This window comes from Rahnella ecdela, assembly GCF_019049625.1.
Classification (GTDB): Bacteria; Pseudomonadota; Gammaproteobacteria; order Enterobacterales; family Enterobacteriaceae; genus Rahnella; species Rahnella ecdela.
In genome coordinates this window covers 45384-63350 of record NZ_JAFMOY010000127.1, presented here as the reverse complement: position 1 = coordinate 63350, position 17967 = coordinate 45384, and the positions used below count along the sequence as shown (strand labels likewise).

The 17967-nt window shown below is 52.7% G+C and carries 16 protein-coding genes and 1 pseudogene; 8 read left to right on the top strand and 9 right to left on the bottom strand.

Annotation, left to right across the window (positions count from 1 at the left end; translation table 11 throughout):
• Window position 1: 1 nt before the first annotated feature.
• The gene (locus J1784_RS13935; protein ID WP_217149730.1) at window positions 2-1384 is read right to left on the bottom strand and encodes an ethanolamine ammonia-lyase subunit EutB; all 1383 of its coding nucleotides are present in this window, start codon (window positions 1382-1384) and stop codon (window positions 2-4) included.
• 21 nt (window positions 1385-1405) lie between these two features.
• Window positions 1406-2815 (bottom strand): ethanolamine permease, encoded by a 1410-nt coding sequence (gene eat, locus J1784_RS13930; RefSeq protein WP_217149729.1) that lies wholly within the window; start codon window positions 2813-2815, stop codon window positions 1406-1408.
• Window positions 2816-3039: 224 nt separating this feature from the next.
• Between eat and J1784_RS13925 the strand changes: the two genes are divergently transcribed.
• On the top strand, window positions 3040-3615 hold the full coding sequence (locus tag J1784_RS13925; protein WP_217149856.1) for a nucleotidyltransferase family protein: 576 nt from the start codon (window positions 3040-3042) through the stop codon (window positions 3613-3615).
• Window positions 3616-3713: 98 nt separating this feature from the next.
• Window positions 3714-4055 carry a FlxA-like family protein gene (locus J1784_RS13920; RefSeq protein ID WP_217149728.1) on the top strand — a complete coding sequence of 114 codons (342 nt, stop codon included), beginning with the start codon at window positions 3714-3716 and terminating at the stop codon, window positions 4053-4055.
• 47 nt (window positions 4056-4102) lie between these two features.
• Here the strand turns inward: J1784_RS13920 and J1784_RS13915 are convergent, their stop codons facing one another.
• On the bottom strand, window positions 4103-5029 hold the full coding sequence (locus J1784_RS13915; RefSeq protein WP_217149727.1) for a LysR family transcriptional regulator: 927 nt from the start codon (window positions 5027-5029) through the stop codon (window positions 4103-4105).
• A 97-nt stretch (window positions 5030-5126) separates the two neighbouring features.
• Here J1784_RS13915 and J1784_RS13910 point away from each other — a divergent pair, with 97 nt between their 5' ends.
• Window positions 5127-6116 carry a bile acid:sodium symporter family protein gene (locus J1784_RS13910; RefSeq protein WP_217149726.1) on the top strand — a complete coding sequence of 330 codons (990 nt, stop codon included), beginning with the start codon at window positions 5127-5129 and terminating at the stop codon, window positions 6114-6116.
• Window positions 6117-6178: 62 nt separating this feature from the next.
• Here J1784_RS13910 and J1784_RS13905 read toward each other — a convergent pair whose 3' ends face one another.
• The 3 genes from J1784_RS13905 to zipA all read right to left on the bottom strand — a co-directional run bounded on the left by J1784_RS13905 (window position 6179) and on the right by zipA (window position 9516).
• On the bottom strand, window positions 6179-6421 hold the full coding sequence (locus J1784_RS13905) for a DUF3820 family protein (protein WP_217149725.1): 243 nt from the start codon (window positions 6419-6421) through the stop codon (window positions 6179-6181).
• A 3-nt stretch (window positions 6422-6424) separates the two neighbouring features.
• Complete coding sequence (gene ligA / locus J1784_RS13900) at window positions 6425-8446, bottom strand: NAD-dependent DNA ligase LigA (protein ID WP_217149724.1); 2022 nt, start codon at window positions 8444-8446, stop codon at window positions 6425-6427.
• A gap of 71 nt (window positions 8447-8517) precedes the next feature.
• Entirely contained in the window at window positions 8518-9516 is a 999-nt protein-coding gene (zipA, locus tag J1784_RS13895; protein WP_217149723.1) for a cell division protein ZipA, read from the bottom strand.
• 223 nt (window positions 9517-9739) lie between these two features.
• On the opposite strand from zipA, the gene cysZ reads away from it, so the two are divergent.
• From cysZ to crr, 5 genes and pseudogenes are all read left to right on the top strand, one after another.
• The gene (cysZ, locus tag J1784_RS13890) at window positions 9740-10525 is read left to right on the top strand and encodes a sulfate transporter CysZ (RefSeq protein ID WP_217149722.1); all 786 of its coding nucleotides are present in this window, start codon (window positions 9740-9742) and stop codon (window positions 10523-10525) included.
• Window positions 10526-10734: 209 nt separating this feature from the next.
• A complete protein-coding gene (gene cysK / locus J1784_RS13885) occupies window positions 10735-11700 on the top strand; it encodes a cysteine synthase A (protein WP_120132235.1) in 966 nt (321 codons plus the stop codon).
• Window positions 11701-12101: 401 nt separating this feature from the next.
• Window positions 12102-12359, top strand: a complete 258-nt coding sequence (gene ptsH, locus J1784_RS13880; protein ID WP_013574433.1) for a phosphocarrier protein Hpr — start codon at window positions 12102-12104, stop codon at window positions 12357-12359.
• A 50-nt stretch (window positions 12360-12409) separates the two neighbouring features.
• Window positions 12410-14207, top strand: a pseudogene (gene ptsI / locus J1784_RS13875) (phosphoenolpyruvate-protein phosphotransferase PtsI).
• Window positions 14186-14695: a PTS glucose transporter subunit IIA gene (gene crr, locus J1784_RS13870; protein ID WP_013574431.1), complete on the top strand. Its 510-nt coding sequence runs from the start codon at window positions 14186-14188 to the stop codon at window positions 14693-14695. The pseudogene ptsI and the gene crr overlap by 22 nt, the downstream one beginning before the upstream one ends.
• 93 nt (window positions 14696-14788) lie before the next feature.
• On the opposite strand, the gene J1784_RS13865 is transcribed toward crr, so the two are convergent.
• The 3 genes from J1784_RS13865 to cysM form a co-directional block, all read right to left on the bottom strand.
• Entirely contained in the window at window positions 14789-16144 is a 1356-nt protein-coding gene (locus tag J1784_RS13865; protein ID WP_217149720.1) for a HAMP domain-containing sensor histidine kinase, read from the bottom strand.
• On the bottom strand, window positions 16125-16808 hold the full coding sequence (locus J1784_RS13860) for a response regulator transcription factor (RefSeq protein WP_217149719.1): 684 nt from the start codon (window positions 16806-16808) through the stop codon (window positions 16125-16127). Before J1784_RS13860 ends, J1784_RS13865 begins: the two co-directional genes overlap by 20 nt.
• A gap of 258 nt (window positions 16809-17066) precedes the next feature.
• The gene (gene cysM, locus J1784_RS13855) at window positions 17067-17951 is read right to left on the bottom strand and encodes a cysteine synthase CysM (protein ID WP_217149718.1); all 885 of its coding nucleotides are present in this window, start codon (window positions 17949-17951) and stop codon (window positions 17067-17069) included.
• Between the last annotated feature and the right edge of the window lie 16 nt (window positions 17952-17967).

Genomic DNA, 17967 nt, shown 5'->3' with positions numbered 1-17967 from the left:
CTCAGCTCAGTTGCGGTAACTGACGCAACAACGGATGGGACGCACGGGTATCCTGTAAAGCGCCCTGCGGATCGATGATTTTCATTTTCTCCAGCCAGACGGCAAATTCCGGTGCATGTTTCAGCCCGAGTAATTCGCGGATGTACAACGCGTCATGGAATGAGGTGCTCTGATAGTTAAGCATGATGTCATCTGCGCCCGGAACGCCAATCAGGAACGTCAGTCCGGCGGTACCCAGCAGCGTCAGCAAAGTGTCCATATCATCCTGATCGGCTTCGGCGTGGTTGGTATAACAAACATCACAGCCGAGCGGTACACCGAGCAGTTTGCCGCAGAAATGATCTTCCAGCCCGGCACGGATGATTTGTTTGCCGTCGTACAAATATTCCGGGCCAATAAAGCCGACCACGGTATTAATCAGCAACGGCGAAAAATGCCGGGCGATGGCGTAAGCGCGCGCCTCGCAGGTCTGCTGATCGACACCGAAATGCGCATTGGCGGATAAACAACTGCCCTGCCCGGTTTCGAAATACATCACGTTGTCGCCAAGCGTGCCGCGTTTCAGGCTGTACGCCGCCTGCTGTGCTTCTGCCAGCAATGCCAGATTAATACCAAAACCGCTGTTTGCTGCTTCGGTACCGGCTATCGACTGGAAAACCAGATCCACCGGCGCGCCGCGCTCCACCAGCTTGATGGTGTTGGTAACATGCGTCAGCACGCAGGACTGCGTGGGGATTTCAAAGCGCGAGATAACGTCATCGAGCATGTAATTGAGATTTTCCAGCAGGGGCAAACTGTCGCTGGCAGGATTAATGCCAATTACCGCATCGCCGGAACCATACAGCAAACCATCGAGCATACTGGCGGCAATCCCTTGTAAATTGTCGGTCGGATGGTTGGGTTGCAGGCGCACGCTCATATGCCCCGGCAGCCCGATGGTATTGCGGAATTTAGTGATCACCCGGCATTTTTTCGCCACCAGGATCAGGTCCTGATTACGCATCAGTTTGCTGACTGCCGCCGCCATTTCCGGCGTGATCCCACGGGCGACCGCCGCAAGTACATGACTGTCGGTTTTTTCACTCAGCAGCCAGTCACGAAAATCCCCGACGGTAAGATGGGAAATCGCGGCAAACGCCGCGACATCATGAGTATCAACAATCAGGCGCGTGACTTCGTCGTCTTCATAGGGCACCAGCAATTGTTGCAGGAACGTTTTGAGCGGCACATCGGCCAGCGCCATTTTGGCTGCCATACGTTCTTCTGCACTGGCAGCAGCCACTTCCGCCAGATAGTCCCCCGACCGCGCGGGCGACGCCTTCGCCATCAGTTCGCGTAAATCCGCAAACTGATAACTACGGTGACTTAAGGTCGTCTGAAACATATCACTCCTTAGCTCGCCGGATTATTTACCACTTTTTGCAGGCACCGGTCGCAGGCCGCGTAATTGCGGATCTTCCGCCGCATCCGTCCGTGCCTGATGGGTGATGCGATACCACGCATAAGCCAGCAGCATCATGGCGGCGAAGATCAGAAACAGTAAGGTGTTGTAGTAAATCATAGCTATCAGGCAGACGACCGCCAGAACCAGCGCCAGCGCAGGAGCAAAAGGATAAAGTGGCGCACGGAAAGGCCGGATCAGATTAGGTTCGCTGCGACGCAGTTTGAACAGCGCCGCCATCGAAATGATGTACATCACAATCGCGCCGAATACCGACATGGTGACGATATTCGCCGTCAGCGGTTGCCCGCCAATCACGATCAGTGAATCTGAGAAAATCGCGGCAATGCCGACCACACCTCCCGCGATAATGCCCAGATGCGGCGTCTGGAAACGAGCGTTGACGCTTGCCAGCCGCTTGGGTAGATATCCTGCCCGCGCCAGTGCAAAAATCTGCCGCGAGTAGCCCATGATAATGCCGTGGAATGATGCAATCAGGCCGAACAGCCCCAGCCAGACCAGCATATGCAGCCAGCCGCTGTTGCTGCCGACAATCATTTTCATTGCCTGCGGTAACGGGTCGTTGATATTAGAGAGTTTGGTCCAGTCGCCCACCCCACCGGCAAACAGCATTACGCCCAGCGCCAGAACAGTCAGGGTCAGAATACCGCCGATAAAGGCTTTCGGAATGGTGCGCTGCGGGTCTTTCGCTTCTTCGGCCGCCATCGACGCCCCTTCAATCGCCAGGAAGAACCAGATGGCAAACGGGATCGCCGCAAAAATGCCGGAAAACGCCGCCGGACTAAAGGTATCGCTCCCCGCCCAACCGCCGTGAGTAAAGTTAGACATTTCAAAGCCCGGCGCCACTACGCCCATAAAGACCAGCAGTTCGAATATCGCCAGCAATGTGACCAGCAGTTCAAACGTCGCGGCAATACTGACGCCCAGAATATTGAGCACCATAAAGACCACATAGGCGCCTACCGCCACCCATTTCGGTTCAATCGACGGAAACTGGACGTTGAGATACGCGCCGATCGCCATGGCAATCGCCGGAGGCGCGAAAACAAACTCCACCAGCGTGGCAAATCCGGCAACAAATCCGCCGGTTGGCCCGAAGGCGCGGTATGCGTAGGCAAAAGGCCCGCCCGCATGAGGTATAGAAGTGGTGAGCTCGGTGAAACTGAAAATAAATGCGCAATACATTGCAGCGATCACCAGCGCAGTGATCAGAAAGCCGAGGGTGCCCGCCTGCGCCCAGCCGTAACTCCATCCAAAATACTCGCCGGAAATAACCAGCCCGACGGCAATACCCCAGAGTTTAAAACTTCCCAGCGTACGTTTTAAAACGGGTGTGACTTTCGTGGTTTGCATAAATGATCCCCTGCCCGGTGATAATGCAATAGTGTCAGGCAGGTTGTTGCAAAGGCTGTACCACTTCAGAAACCCCGAGCCGCTGCGGTCTGGCGCGACTTTCGCGCGTGATTTGCTTCATTTTGGCGCGTGACATAAAAGACACGCGCCCGAAAAGGTGCGTTGTTAAAACTTCACAAAATGACGCTACAATTTGGGCAGCACAAAAAGGAGAACTGCACGTGATCAATCGGGAACAGCAAATTATCACCTGGCTCAGGGAAGAACCGTTGCACCTGCAGGCGCTGATGCAGGCCAGCGAACTGAGGCTGAATGACGCCTGGCTGGCGGCGGGATTCGTCCGTAATCTGGTCTGGGACCGGCTGCACGGGTATAAAAATGCCACGCCGCTTAACGATATCGACGTGGTGTATTTTAATCCTGAGGATTGTTCTGTTGCTGCGGATGAGCGCTACGAGCAACTTCTGCGGGAGAAATCCCCTGATTTACCCTGGTCGGTAAAAAATCAGGCGCGTATGCATGAGCGTCACGGGCACACGCCTTATGTATCCAGCGCGGAAGCCATCAGTCATTGGGTCGAGGTGGAAACCGCTGTGGCCGCCAGAATGAGTGCCGCCGGACAAATTGAGCTGAACGCCCCGCTCGGGCTGGAACCGCTGTTTACCTTTACTATCACACCCAACCCGCGCCATGCGATTGCGAGCGTTTTTGCACAGCGCGTCAGCGGTAAAGGCTGGCTGGAACGCTGGCCGAAGCTACAGATACAGGCTTTGATCGAAAGAAAATCGTTAAATCTGTAAGGAATATGAAAAGCAGGTAAAGCCTCACAGCGCGCCGCCGATACCTGTTAAGCACCCTTACGTGCAAAAAATTTTGATTCCCACACAGTGAGGCTTTTATGACGACTATCAGCGCCACCAGCAGTTCGGTCAGCACGGCGTCTTCCGGTGACTCCGGCAGTGCCAGCCAGATTGCTCAGCTGACTAAACAGATTGCCAAACTGACTGAACAGGTGAAAAACCTGAGCAGCTCAGGCGGCAGTTCTGAAGACGTTCAGCAACAACAGGAACTTCTGCAACAGCAAATCGAAATGCTGCAACAGCAGATTGCACAAATCGAACAGCAGCAGGCCCAGAAGGCACTTCAGCAGCAGCAACAACAGCAGGCCGCTGCCGAAGCGAAGAAAGAAGTAGGTGTTAATAAACCTTCGGACACCAACGCTATCGACATTTACGTGTAATCGCATATATGTGATTACAGATAGTGCCCGAAACAGCCGGCAAGACGTCAGGATCCGTACACGCCCTGCTGGCTGCGCTTTTCACTCAGTACTGCCGCCTGTTCTTTCACGACCTGCCAGATGGCCTGCGCGGCAGGGGATAAAGACCGGTTTTTGCGTTTCACCAGCATCAGCACACGATTAATTTCCGGCACCAGGGGTTTGATAACCAGCCGGCTCCCCTGCGGCATGGGCAGCGCCAGCGCGGGTATTACACTGATCCCAATCCCCGCTTCTACCATCGGGAATAATGTCGCCGGATGACCAATCTCCTGCGCAATTTCCGCCTTCACTTTTTGCGCTTTCAGCGCGCCGTCAATCAGCATCCGGCTTCCGGAAGCGTAATCCTGCAAAACCAGTTTGCAGCCGTTAAGCGCCAGCCATTCGACTACAGCGCGGGCGGCAAAGGGATGGTCTTCGCGACACAGCAACAGAAAGGGTTCGTGCAGTACCGGCTCGCAATCCAGATCGGTACTTTCACCAGGATCGATAACAATACCGAAATCCACTTCCGCATTTCTCACGCTGTTCAGCACCAGTTGCTGGGCCTGATCACGTAACAGCACCCGGATATCGGGATATTGCAGCGCACCGCTGGCAATACATTGCGGCATCAGCTGAGCGGAAATGGTCTGGCTGGAAGCAATCCGCACGCGGCCATTGTGCTGCGTGCCGAAACTGCGGGTATCGAGCAACATGGCGTGAAGTTCATCGAGCAGCGGTTCGACACGGTTGGCCAGCCGCAGACCGGCGTCAGTCAGCGCGACTTCACGCGTGGTCCGGTCCAGCAACCGCACACCCATTTCGGCTTCCAGCTCTTTCATACTGTGACTGACTGCCGACTGACTCAAACCAATGGCCTCGCCTGCCCGGCTGAAGCTGCCGTAGCGCGAAACCGCCACAAATACACGAAGTTGTCTGAGGGAATAATTCATGAATTTTTTGCATTAATGGATTAAATAAATCAATTTTTTAATTGTACCGCAAAGGCACAAAATAACTGCATTCAGAAATAACTCTTCGAGACATGTTATGCGCTTCTTACCCGATCGCTTTACCCTGACACTCATCGCCGTCGTTCTGCTGGCCACCTTTTTTCCGGCCAGCGGTATGTTTGTGGCCTTCTTCAATAACCTGACTATTTTCGCCATCGGCCTGCTGTTTTTTATGCATGGCGCCAAGCTTTCCCGCGAGGCGATTTTTCAGGGCAGCAATAACTGGCGGCTGCATCTTTGGGTGATGTTCAGCACCTTTATTCTGTTCCCGATCCTGGGCCTGCTGTTCCAGTGGTGGCATCCGGTGGATGTCAGCCCGCAGATATACAGCGGCTTTGTGTATCTGTGTATTCTGCCTGCCACCGTGCAGTCGGCGATTGCGTTCACTTCACTGGCGGGCGGGAACGTTGCGGCAGCGGTATGCAGCGCGTCGGCGTCCAGCCTGCTGGGGATTTTTGTGTCGCCGCTGCTGGTCAGTTTGCTGATGCACGTTCAGGGTGAAACCGGCAATGGTCTGGCACAGGTCGGGCATATCGTGCTGCAACTGCTGGTGCCGTTCATCGCCGGACATCTGTTACGCCCGCTGATCGGCGGCTTTGTAGAGCGTCACCGTAAAATGATCGGCAAAACTGACCAGACATCAATTCTGCTGGTGGTCTATTCCGCGTTCAGCGAAGCGGTCACGCAGGGGATTTGGCACCAGGTAGGTATCGGTTCGCTGCTGTTTATCGTGGTGTTCAGTCTGGTGTTGCTGGCCTTTATTCTGGTGATCAACACTTACATGGCACGCTGGATGGGCTTTAGTAAACCCGATGAGATTACTATCGTATTCTGCGGCTCGAAGAAAAGTCTGGCGAACGGCATCCCGATGGCGAACATTCTGTTCCCGGTCAGCGCGATTGGTATGATGGTGCTGCCGCTGATGATTTTCCATCAGGTTCAGCTGATGACCTGTGCAGTTCTGGCGAAACGCTACCAGAGAAAACAGCGGGAAGCGGCGCTGAAGCAAACGCCTGTGACGGAATAAGATTCGCAGAAAACCAAAAGAAAAAGGCGCTGATATCCGCGCCTTTGCTCTGTAAAAAATGTTTACTCGTCGGTACCGCCCAGTCCGGGGCCGTTGCGGCGCAGCGGATTGATCAGACTCTGCAATCCTTCGCTTTTAATTGCCAGCGTCAGTTGCATTAGCTCACCCAGTTTTCCCTGTGGAAATTCATCCTTGCGGGCAAACCACAGCAAATATTCTTCCGGCAAGTCGATCAGCACCCGTCCGGCATATTTACCGAACGGCATCACCCTATTAGCAATCTGGATCAGATCTTCTTTTTCCATCGTTTATTCACCCAGCAGGCGGATCATCTCCGCTTCGTCGATCACTTCGATCCCCAGCTCCTGCGCTTTCGCCAGTTTGGAACCCGCCGCTTCGCCGGCGATCACCAGATCGGTTTTCTTCGATACGCTGCCGGACACTTTCGCGCCCAGCGCGGTCAGCCTGTCTTTAGCTTCATCGCGGGAAAGGATCGAAAGCGATCCGGTTAATACTACGGTTTTACCGGCAAACGGACTGTCAATTTCTTCCGGTACAATCACCTGCACTTGTGGCCAGTGAATGTTGATTTCGGGGCTTAACAGCTCGTCAATTACCTGCTGGTTATGTTCTTCCGACAGGAAATTCACCACGTGCTTCGCGACCACTTCACCGACGTCCTGCACGGTTTTAAGCGATTCAATATCCGCCACGCGCAGCGCTTCGACCGAACCGTAATGCGCTGCCAGATTGGCTGCCGTGGCTTCGCCAACTTCACGAATACCCAGTGCATACAGGAATCGCGCCAGCGTAGTTTCCTTGGCTTTCTCCAGCGCATTCACCACGTTTTGCGCGGATTTTGGCCCCATGCGATCCAGACCGGTGAGTTTGCCCGCCGTCAGACGGAACAGATCCGCCGGCGTTTTGACATATTCTTTTTCGACAAGCTGATCGATGATTTTGTCACCCATGCCGTCAACGTCCAGCGCCCGACGCGAAACGAAATGCTTTAACGCTTCTTTGCGCTGTGCGCTGCAAATCAGGCCCGCAGTACATCGCGCAACGGCTTCGCCTTCTACACGTTCGACATCAGAATGACAGACCGGGCAATGCGTCGGGAAGACCACTTCGCGGGCATTTTCAGGGCGTTCGTCCAGCACCACACCGACCACCTGCGGGATAACATCACCGGCGCGGCGCACAATCACGGTATCACCGATACGCAGACCAAGACGCTCGATTTCATCGGCGTTATGCAGCGTGGCGTTACTGACCATCACACCTGCGACCAGAACCGGCTCCAGACGTGCCACCGGCGTGATAGCCCCGGTACGCCCGACCTGAAACTCGACGTCTTTCACCAGCGTGATTTGTTCCTGCGCCGGGAATTTAAACGCCGTCGCCCAGCGCGGTGCACGTGCGACAAAGCCCAGCGTTTCCTGAATATCCAGCGAGTCAATTTTCACCACTACGCCGTCGATATCAAAACCCAGAGACGGACGGTCGGCTTCAACCTGACGATAAAATGCCAGCACTTCGTCGCTGCCGGTACAAACACGTACCCGGTCGGTGACAGGTAAACCCCAGGCTTTGAACTGTTGCAGGCGTTCATAATGGCTGCGCGGCAATTCGCCGCCTTCCAGCAGCCCGACGCCGTAACAGAAGAAGGTCAGCGGACGTTTGGCGGTAATGCGCGGATCAAGCTGGCGCAAGGAACCGGCAGCCGCATTACGCGGGTTGGCAAACACTTTGCCTCCGGTGCGGCGCGCTTCGTCATTCATGGCCTCAAAGCCCGGTTGCGGCATAAACACTTCGCCACGCACTTCCAGACGGGCAGGGATATTGTCACCATGCAGACGCAGAGGGATCGCGCGGATAGTCCGCACGTTCGCCGTGATGTTCTCTCCGGTCGTCCCGTCGCCGCGTGTGGCCGCCTGCACCAGTTCGCCGTTTTCATACAACAGGCTCACCGCCAGACCATCGAGTTTCAGCTCACAGCAGAACGTCAGCGGCTCAGCCGTTTTCAGCCTGTCCTGCACACGTTTGTAAAACGCCAGATAGCTTTCTTCGTCGAAGACGTTGTCCAGTGACAACATCGGCACCTGATGTTTGACTTGCTCGAAAGCAGACAGCGGTGCCGCACCCACGCGCTGAGTCGGCGAATCCGCAGTGATAAGCTCAGGATGTGCGGCTTCCAGTTCCCGCAATTCACGCATCAGACGGTCGTATTCGGCATCAGGCACTTCCGGCGCATCAAGAACATGATACTGGTATTCGTGATGGCGCAGCTGAGTGCGTAATTGATTGATCTGTTCTTCGATAGTGGCCATGACTCACCGTGGAGATAAAAAACCCCCGGCAAGCGGGGGTTAGGGGAAAGGGTATTTCACGAACGCCGGTATCAGGCGGTCGCTTCGAGGACCTCGCGGATCCGCGCTTTATACGTTTCGAGCTTCTGGGGCGTAATCATACGACGCTCATCGTCAAGCACCATCGCACCGACATCATCGGCAATACGCTGGGCAGACTGAAGCAGCAGTTTGAAGTTCTGATGCGCGTCACCGTAGCAAGGCACCATCATGAACAACGTCACACCAGGCGTGGAGAAGTCGGACATATTGTCAGGGTCGAAAGAACCCGGTTTGACCATATTCGCCAGACTGAACAACACCGGACCGCTGCCCGCAGGGCTAACGTGACGATGGAAAATATTCATTGCGCCAAACTGGAAACCGGACTGAAGCACGCTGTTCAACAGCACTTCACCACCGATAACGCCACCCTGATGCGCGGCAACATGCAGCACCAGAACCGTCTCTTTCAGTTTCGCTTTCTCAGCCGGAGCTTCTTCTGCCGGAGCAAAAGGCGCAGACTGAGGTTCTGCTTTCGCAGCAGGTGCCGCGTTTGCATGAATTTCCTGCGGCGGAACTGGCGCATGCTCTGTAGATTCAGGCGCATATTCCTGCGGTGCAAAATCTGCAACAGGTTCGCGACGCGGTGCAGGTGCTGGCTCAGCGGCTGAATAACCACTCAGCAACGGATCATCCTGCACAGCATGTTGCTGCGGCTGAGCCGGTTGTTGAGGACGAGCAACAGGTGCAGGCGCTGGCTGCGCAGGTTGACCCTGCGGCTGACGTGGCGGTGCAGTCTGTTCTGGCTCATCATACTGACCAAAAGTCGGTTCATCCTGAGGATAAGCAGGACGCACGCGCACTTCCCCCACTCCATCGACGAAATCGTCGAGCGGAGATTGTTCCCGTTCTTTTTTCACACGTTTAGCTGGACGATCGCGAAACAGCGAAGAGCGTTCTTTACGGCTGGTCCACAAACCGTGTAACAACAACGCTATTATGGCGATCGCGCCAACAACGATTAATATCAGACGCAAATCCTGCATCATTGCTATCTCTGTTGTTCTAATACATTGCCACCACGGCAAACATTCACAATATTAACTCTATTTGCCCACGTAGATAAGTGCAAGTCTGGACTCTACTTTCTGCTAATAAATAGGGCAGTTGCACCTTTTTTTGCTGTTTTTTCAGCCAATCCACTGGTAGCCAGTGGAAAATCATACCGATATGATAGCCCATGTCATTCAACTCAGAGAGAAAATTTCGTTTATGACTTCATCGCAAAGCGCCAGACATGAAAACGGCGTGCATTATTTCAGACAGGGCTGGACGCTCATCTCCTTACCAGGGATACGACGTTTTGTGATTTTACCGCTGGCCGTGAACGTATTACTGATGGGGGGGGCGTTTTGGTGGCTGTTTACCAAACTGGGGGAATGGATCCCCGCTATGATGAGCAAGGTTCCGGCGTGGCTTAGCTGGCTGGATTATCTCATCTGGCCGGTGGCCGTGCTTTCTGTAGTGCTGGTGTTCAGCTATTTCTTCAGCACCATCGCCAACTGGATTGCCGCACCGTTCAGCGGATTACTCGCCGAACAGCTCGAAGCGCGCCTGACCGGTAAACCGCTGCCTGATACCGGCATCTGGGACATCATGAAAGATCTGCCGCGCATCATGAAACGCGAATGGCAGAAACTGGCGTATTACCTGCCACGTGCCCTGCTGCTGTTCGCACTCTATTTTATTCCGGTGATCGGCCAGACCATTGCACCGGTGCTGTGGTTCTTCTTCAGCGCGTGGATGGTGGTGATTCAGTATTGCGATTATCCGTTCGATAATCATAAGGTGAGTTTCGCGGATATGCGTCGTTCGCTCGGCAGTAACAAAATCGACAATATGCAGTTCGGCTCGCTGGTCAGCCTGTTTACGATGATTCCGGTGCTGAATCTGGTGATCCTGCCTGTCGCAGTTTGCGGGGCAACTGCCATGTGGTGCGACCGCTATCGGCATGTTTACGTTAAAAATAATGTGGACGTGAATTCGACCCGTAAATAACGTTTTATCTCACAGCCGCCTGCGGGCGGCTGCCTGCTATGCTTGACTTTTCGTCCTCAAACTTATTTCTTAATAACGTATCGATATACCAAATACCAAAACCTTACTTCACTGGGAAAGCGGTTCGCGTATGCTTTCTCGATTCCCACTAATTTCATAGTGTTGAAAGCTTCACACCGTGAATATTTCATACAGTTAAAGGACGGGTTATGAGCAAGATCTATGAAGACAATTCATTAACAATTGGCCATACGCCACTGGTTCGCCTGAACCGTATCGGTAATGGTCGTATTCTGGCTAAGGTCGAGTCACGTAACCCGAGCTTCAGCGTGAAATGCCGTATCGGTGCAAACATGATCTGGGATGCTGAGAAAAAAGGCATCCTGACCAAAGATATCGAACTGGTTGAACCGACCAGTGGCAACACCGGTATTGCCCTGGCGTACGTAGCAGCCGCGCGCGGTTATAAACTGACGCTGACCATGCCTGAAACCATGAGCGTTGAGCGTCGTAAGTTGCTTAAAGCCCTCGGGGCCAATCTGGTGCTGACCGAAGGCGCAAAAGGGATGAAAGGCGCAATTGCGAAAGCCGAAGAAATTCAGGCCAGCGATCCTTCCCGTTATCTTATCCTTCAGCAGTTCAGCAACCCGGCCAACCCAGCCATCCATGAACAAACCACCGGCCCGGAAATCTGGGAAGACACCGATGGCGCAGTCGATGTGCTGATTGCAGGCGTGGGCACGGGCGGTACCATCACCGGTACCGGTCGTTATCTGAAAAGCAAAAAAAGCAGCGTGAAACTGGTGGCCGTGGAGCCAACAGATTCCCCGGTTATTACCCAGACGCTGAACGGCGAAGAAGTCAAACCGGGCCCGCACAAAATTCAGGGCATCGGCGCAGGTTTTATTCCGGGTAACCTGGATTTGGAACTGCTGGATCGCGTCACGCTTATCACCAACGATGAATCCATTCAGATGGCCCGCCGTCTAATGGAAGAAGAAGGTATTCTGGCGGGGATTTCTTCCGGTGCTGCGGTTGAAGCTGCGGTAAAATTATCTCAGGAACCCGAGTTTGCGGATAAAACCATCGTGGTTATCCTGCCCTCTTCCGGTGAACGCTATCTGAGTACCGCATTATTTGCAGATCTGTTTACTGAAAAAGAATTGCAACAATAATGCCACATCCCTAAAAGCGTATAAAAAAGCACCTTTCGGGGTGCTTTTTTGTGGGCTACATCAAAGTTTGTACCACTCTGTGATTGATTTTACCCGCCAGGTTTAGTATTTAACCGGACAATTATTTCGATGCGCGAAATTAATAGCCTCCATGAAACCGCCCGCTGAATCGATTTACCGATTTGTTACAAGAGGGAAAATCACGGCATAATGGAGAAATAACAGGAAAGCCTAGATCTAGGGCAAAGAGTTTTATCGCTGAGTGCGTTATTTTCTCTTTTCTGTTGCATCTGAACCTGCCCCTGAACCATAGTCAGGCGCTAATCTCTACAGGCTAAAGTAAAGCGCATAAGCTAAACTTTAGCTCCACAACATTACTTTAATAAGTTGGGGAAACAACAATGTTCCAGCAAGAAGTTACAATCACCGCTCCTAATGGTCTGCACACCCGCCCTGCTGCACAGTTCGTGAAAGAAGCAAAAGGTTTCGCTTCTGACATCACTGTGACTTCAAACGGCAAAAGCGCCAGTGCTAAAAGCCTGTTTAAACTGCAAACTCTGGGCCTGACCCAAGGTACCGTTGTGACCCTCTCAGCTGAAGGTGAAGACGAGCAGAAAGCCGTTGAACACTTGGTAAAACTGATGGCAGAGCTCGAGTAACACTCAGCCGCTCTTATATCGTTTAAACCAGTCAAGAGAAAGGTAGGGTTATGATTTCAGGCATTTTAGTATCTCCCGGTATCGCTTTCGGCAAAGCACTTCTGTTGAAAGAAGATGAAATTGTCATCAACCGGAAAAAAATCTCTCCTGATCACGTTGATCAGGAAGTTGAACGTTTCCTCGCTGGCCGTGCGAAAGCCTCAGCTCAGCTGGAAGTGATCAAGACCAAAGCCGGTGAGACCTTCGGTGAAGAGAAAGAAGCCATCTTCGAAGGCCACATCATGTTGTTGGAAGACGAAGAGCTTGAACAGGAAATCATAGCCCTTATCAAAGACGAGCATGCTTCTGCTGACGCTGCTGCTTTCTCTGTCATTGAAGGCCAGGCAAAAGCCCTGGAAGAGCTTGATGATGAATACCTGAAAGAACGTGCGGCTGACGTGCGTGACATCGGTAAACGTCTTCTGCGCAACATTCTCGACATGGCTATCGTTGATCTGAGCTCCATCCAGGACGAAGTTATCTTGGTTGCGACCGATCTGACGCCGTCAGAAACTGCTCAGCTGAACCTGAACAAGGTTCTGGGTTTCATTACTGATTTGGGTGGCCGTACTTCTCACACCTCAATCATGGCGCGTTCCCTGGAATTACCTGCCATCGTAGGCACCAGCGACGTGACCAAACAAGTCAAAAATGATGACTATCTGATCCTCGATGCTGTGAACAATAAAATCTATGTCAACCCGACAGCAGACGTTATTGATGAGCTGAAAGCCGTTCAGAATCAGTACATCTCAGAAAAAGACGAACTGACTAAACTGAAAGATTTGCCGGCTATTACGCTGGATGGTCATCAGGTTGAAGTTTGTGCCAACATCGGTACCGTGCGCGACGTCGCCGGTGCAGAGCGCAATGGCGCTGAAGGTGTCGGCCTGTATCGTACAGAATTCCTGTTCATGGACCGTGACAGCCTGCCTACCGAAGAAGAGCAATTCCAGGCTTATAAAGCTGTTGCTGAAGCGATGGGCTCACAGGCTGTTATCGTACGTACCATGGACATCGGCGGTGATAAAGACCTGCCGTACATGAACCTGCCAAAAGAAGAAAACCCGTTCCTGGGCTGGCGTGCAATCCGTATCTGTCTGGATCGTAAAGAAATTCTTCACGACCAGCTGAAAGGTATTCTGCGTGCTTCTGCGTTCGGTAAACTGCGTATCATGTTCCCGATGATCATTTCTGTTGAAGAAGTGCGTGAACTGAAAGCAGAACTTGAACTGCTGAAAGCTCAGCTGCGTGAGAAAGGTCAGGCATTCGATGAAACCATCGAAGTCGGCGTGATGGTTGAAACTCCGGCTGCTGCGGTGATTGCTCATCATCTGGCAAAAGAAGTCGATTTCTTCAGTATTGGTACAAACGATCTTACCCAGTATACTTTGGCTGTGGATCGCGGTAACGAACTGATTTCTCATCTGTACAACCCGATGTCTCCGTCAGTACTTGGTTTAATTAAGCAAGTTATTGACGCATCTCATGCTGCCGGCAAATGGACAGGGATGTGCGGCGAGCTAGCCGGTGACGAACGTGCTACACTTCTTCTATTGGGCATGGGGTTAGATGAGTTCAGCATGAGCGCTATCTCTATCCCACGCATCAAGAAAATTATTCGCAATACAAACTTCGAAGATGTGAAAGCGCTGGCAGATCAGGCCCTGGCCCAACCTACGGCGCAAGAGTTGATGAACCTGGTTAACAAGTTCATTGAAGAAAAAACACTCTGCTAATTGCGCGATGCTGGTAAAGCTGCCCAAATTAATGCTTAGGAGAAGATCATGGGTTTGTTCGATAAACTGAAATCATTGGTTTCTGATGATAAAAAAGACGTTGGCACTATTGAAATCGTAGCGCCAATCTCTGGTGAGATTGTCAACATTGAAGATGTGCCAGACGTTGTTTTCGCTGAGAAAATCGTTGGTGACGGTATTGCTATCAAACCATCTGGCAACAAAATGGTTGCTCCGGTTGATGGTACTATCGGTAAAATCTTTGAAACTAACCATGCTTTCTCAATCGAATCCGACAGTGGCATTGAGTTGTTCGTGCACTTCGGTATCGACACCGTTGAACTGAAAGGCGAAGGCTTCAAACGCATCGCTGAAGAAGGCCAACGTGTTAAGAAAGGCGATTTGGTTATCGAGTTTGATCTGGCTCTTCTGGAAGAGAAAGCGAAGTCTACCCTGACTCCGGTTGTCATCTCTAACATGGACGAGATCAAAGAGCTGATTAAACTGACTGGTAGCGTGACTGTGGGCGAAACCCCAATCATCCGCATCAGGAAGTAATTCGCTCAGCGAGTTGTAAACCAAGAAGTTAAAAACGGCGCCTAATCAGCGCCGTTTTTTATTGCCTGTTTTTTACTGAATCAGCGGCTCGAATTATGAAGCAGATTTCCAGTGCGGGACTTGAAGGCTGATGATAAGGCCATGAGGCTGTGCATTACGGGCATCCACTTTACCTTCATGCGCTAACATCACTTTACGGGTGATGGCCAGCCCGAGACCGTAGCCTTTGCCTGAAAGCGGCGATTTCACACGCACGAACGGGTCGAAGATACTCGAGAGCTTATCTTCTTCCACACCCGGCCCCTGATCGGCGACTTCAATCTGCAAATACTCTTCAACCTGTGCCAGCGAAACATTGATTGTTTGTCCGCGCGCTGAAAAACGCAGCGCATTGCGCACAACGTTATCGACTGCGCGTCGCATCAGCTCTGCATTGCCTTTGACCGTGTAATCCAGGTCATCGGGTGATTCGGGATAGAGTGCAATCTCCACGCCCGGTAACTGCGCCTCGTAGCGCGCATCGTTCACCACCGCTTCCACCAGCCCATACAGATCGAAATATTCTTCATCCGGGATTTCACTGCTTTCAGTTCGTGACAACGCCAGCAGTTCGCCGATCATCTTATCCAGACGTCCGGCTTCATGCTCAATACGACTCAAAGAGGTTTCCACGTTGGAAGGGTTCTGTCGGGCCAGACCGATTGCCAGTTGCAAACGGGCCAGTGGTGAACGCAGCTCGTGCGAAACGTCATGCAACAGCTCTTCACGCGCCTTCACCAGAACCTGCAAACGTTCAGCCATTGAATCGAAATCGCGTGCCACTTCTGACAGTTCATCGTGCCGCTTACCCATGCTGGTAAACAGGCGGACCGATAAATCGCCCTGCGCCACACGCCCGAAGGCTTTACGCATTTGCAGCATAGGTCGGGTCAGGTTCCACGCCAGAACCGCACTGAACAGCAATCCGCCCAGTCCGCCGAGCCACAACAGCGGCGGAGGCATATTCAGCCAGTCTCTGTGGCGTCTCGGGCGATATTCATGCATCAGCCCGTCGACATCATATTTCAACCGGTAGCCCTGTCCGTCCGGCCCCTGTACAAATTGCACAACTTCATGCGGAATTTTACCAGGTTCCAGATCCTTAATCGTATTGCCTTTCGCAGGCAGAAACGAAGGGGTGACCGAGAAAAACTGTCTGTCATCATCCGGCCAGTCAGCCATCATCGCGTTCAGCGCAGGCATACCGCCGCTGTGCAGCGTGGAAACCGCTGAGGTAATTTGCAGTTTCACAAAACGCCGGGCAATGCCGCTTTCCGGCGGTTCATGCGGATTGTAAAAAGCAAAAACAACCCAGAGCCCCTGAGTGATCGCCACGAACGTGAACCAGAATCCGAGCAGGATTTTCCAGAACAGTTTTCCGCGAAGTCGTTTAGCGTATGCGATAGCCAATACTGCGCACCGTCTCAATAGTCAGGATGTCGCCACCTTCCAGTGACCCCAGTTTCTGGCGGATATTACTGATGTGAACATCAATACTGCGGTCATACGCTTCACGCGGACGGCCCAGGCCTTTTTCCGACAGCTCATCCTTTGAAACTACACGCTCCGGGGAACGCAGCAACAGTTCCAGCAGATTGAATTCAGACGCCGTCAGGTCAAAAGACACGCCACGCCATTCGCTGCTGCGCGTGGCAGGATTGAGCGTCAGGTCGCCGTAGTTAACGGATGAAGAATCAGAATGCGATTCCTGTTGCTCTTCCACACGCCGCAATACCGCACGCAGACGCGCAACCAGTTCACGCGGGTAGCAAGGTTTTGGCATGTAATCATCGGCACCCATTTCCAGGCCGATAACACGGTCGATGTTGTCGCCTTTGGCGGTCAGCATGATGATCGGCAGGCGGCTGTTTTTGCGCACCTGACGCAGGACATCAATTCCGCTCATATCCGGCAGCATGATGTCGAGGATCATGGCGGTATATTCCCCCGACATCGCCCCTTCCACGCCCGCTTTTCCGGTCAGCACCAGAGAAGCGTCAAAACCTTCTGCAATCAGATACTCGCTGAGCATGGTCCCTAATTCGAGATCGTCATCGACTAATAAAATTTTCATTCTTTATTTCCGCCTGGCTAAAATTTTGGTCATTTTTACCACTAACCCTGCATTACGCAGCCGCTTTTACTCTTTTTTTACACAGTCTCTGACAGAATTTCGTATCGCTGAAAGCGCAGTGTAAGGAACAAAGTTGTCGTGATTAACACTATTCCTATTATAGAAGATTAAAATCAATCTGTTAGCGTCGTTCAGAAAGCAAAAAGCAGGCGCTAAGGCCTGCCTTTATAATGTGACCGCATTTTTCGCTGCGAGTTCTTAATCAGAAAACACGCCAGTGGAAAGATAGCGGTCGCCACGATCGCAGACAATCGCCACAATCACACTGCCGGGATGGCTTCTGGCGACGCGCAGTGCGCCCGCGACAGCACCGCCAGAACTCACGCCACAAAAGAGTCCTTCTATCCGCGCCAGAGCGCGCATGGTGTCTTCCGCTTCGTTCTGTCCCATGTCCATCACTTCATCGACCAGCTCAGGGCTAAAAATGCCCGGCAGATATTCCTTAGGCCAGCGGCGTATCCCCGGAATACTGCTGCCTTCACAAGGCTGCAACCCGATAATTTTCACCCCCGCATGCTGACTGCGCAGAAAGCGGCTGACGCCGGTAATCGTGCCGGTTGTCCCCATACTCGACACGAAATGCGTGATGCGCCCGTGCGTCTGTTGCCAAATTTCCGGGCCGGTAGTGGTAAAGTGTGCGAGGGGATTGTCCGGATTATTGAACTGATCTAGCACTTTCCCCTGCCCTTGCTGTTCCATTTCCAGAGCCAGATCCCTCGCGCCTTCCATCCCCTGTGCACGGCTGACCAGCAATAATTCAGCGCCGTAAGCGCGCATGGATGCCTGACGCTCAAGACTCATGTTTTCCGGCATCAGTAATTTCAGCTTATAGCCTTTCAGTGCCGCAATCATCGCCAGCGCAATACCGGTATTACCACTGGTGGCTTCAATCAGTGTATCGCCGGGATGAATTTCACCGCGTTTTTCCGCCTGCTCAATCATGAACAGTGCCGCACGGTCTTTCACTGAGCCCGCGGGATTATTGCCTTCCAGTTTGACCCAGATTTCACTGTCGAGCCCCGCGGTCAGGCGCTGTAGTCTCACCAGAGGTGTATTACCGATGTAGTGTTCGAGCGTACTCAAAGTGCTTGCCTTATAT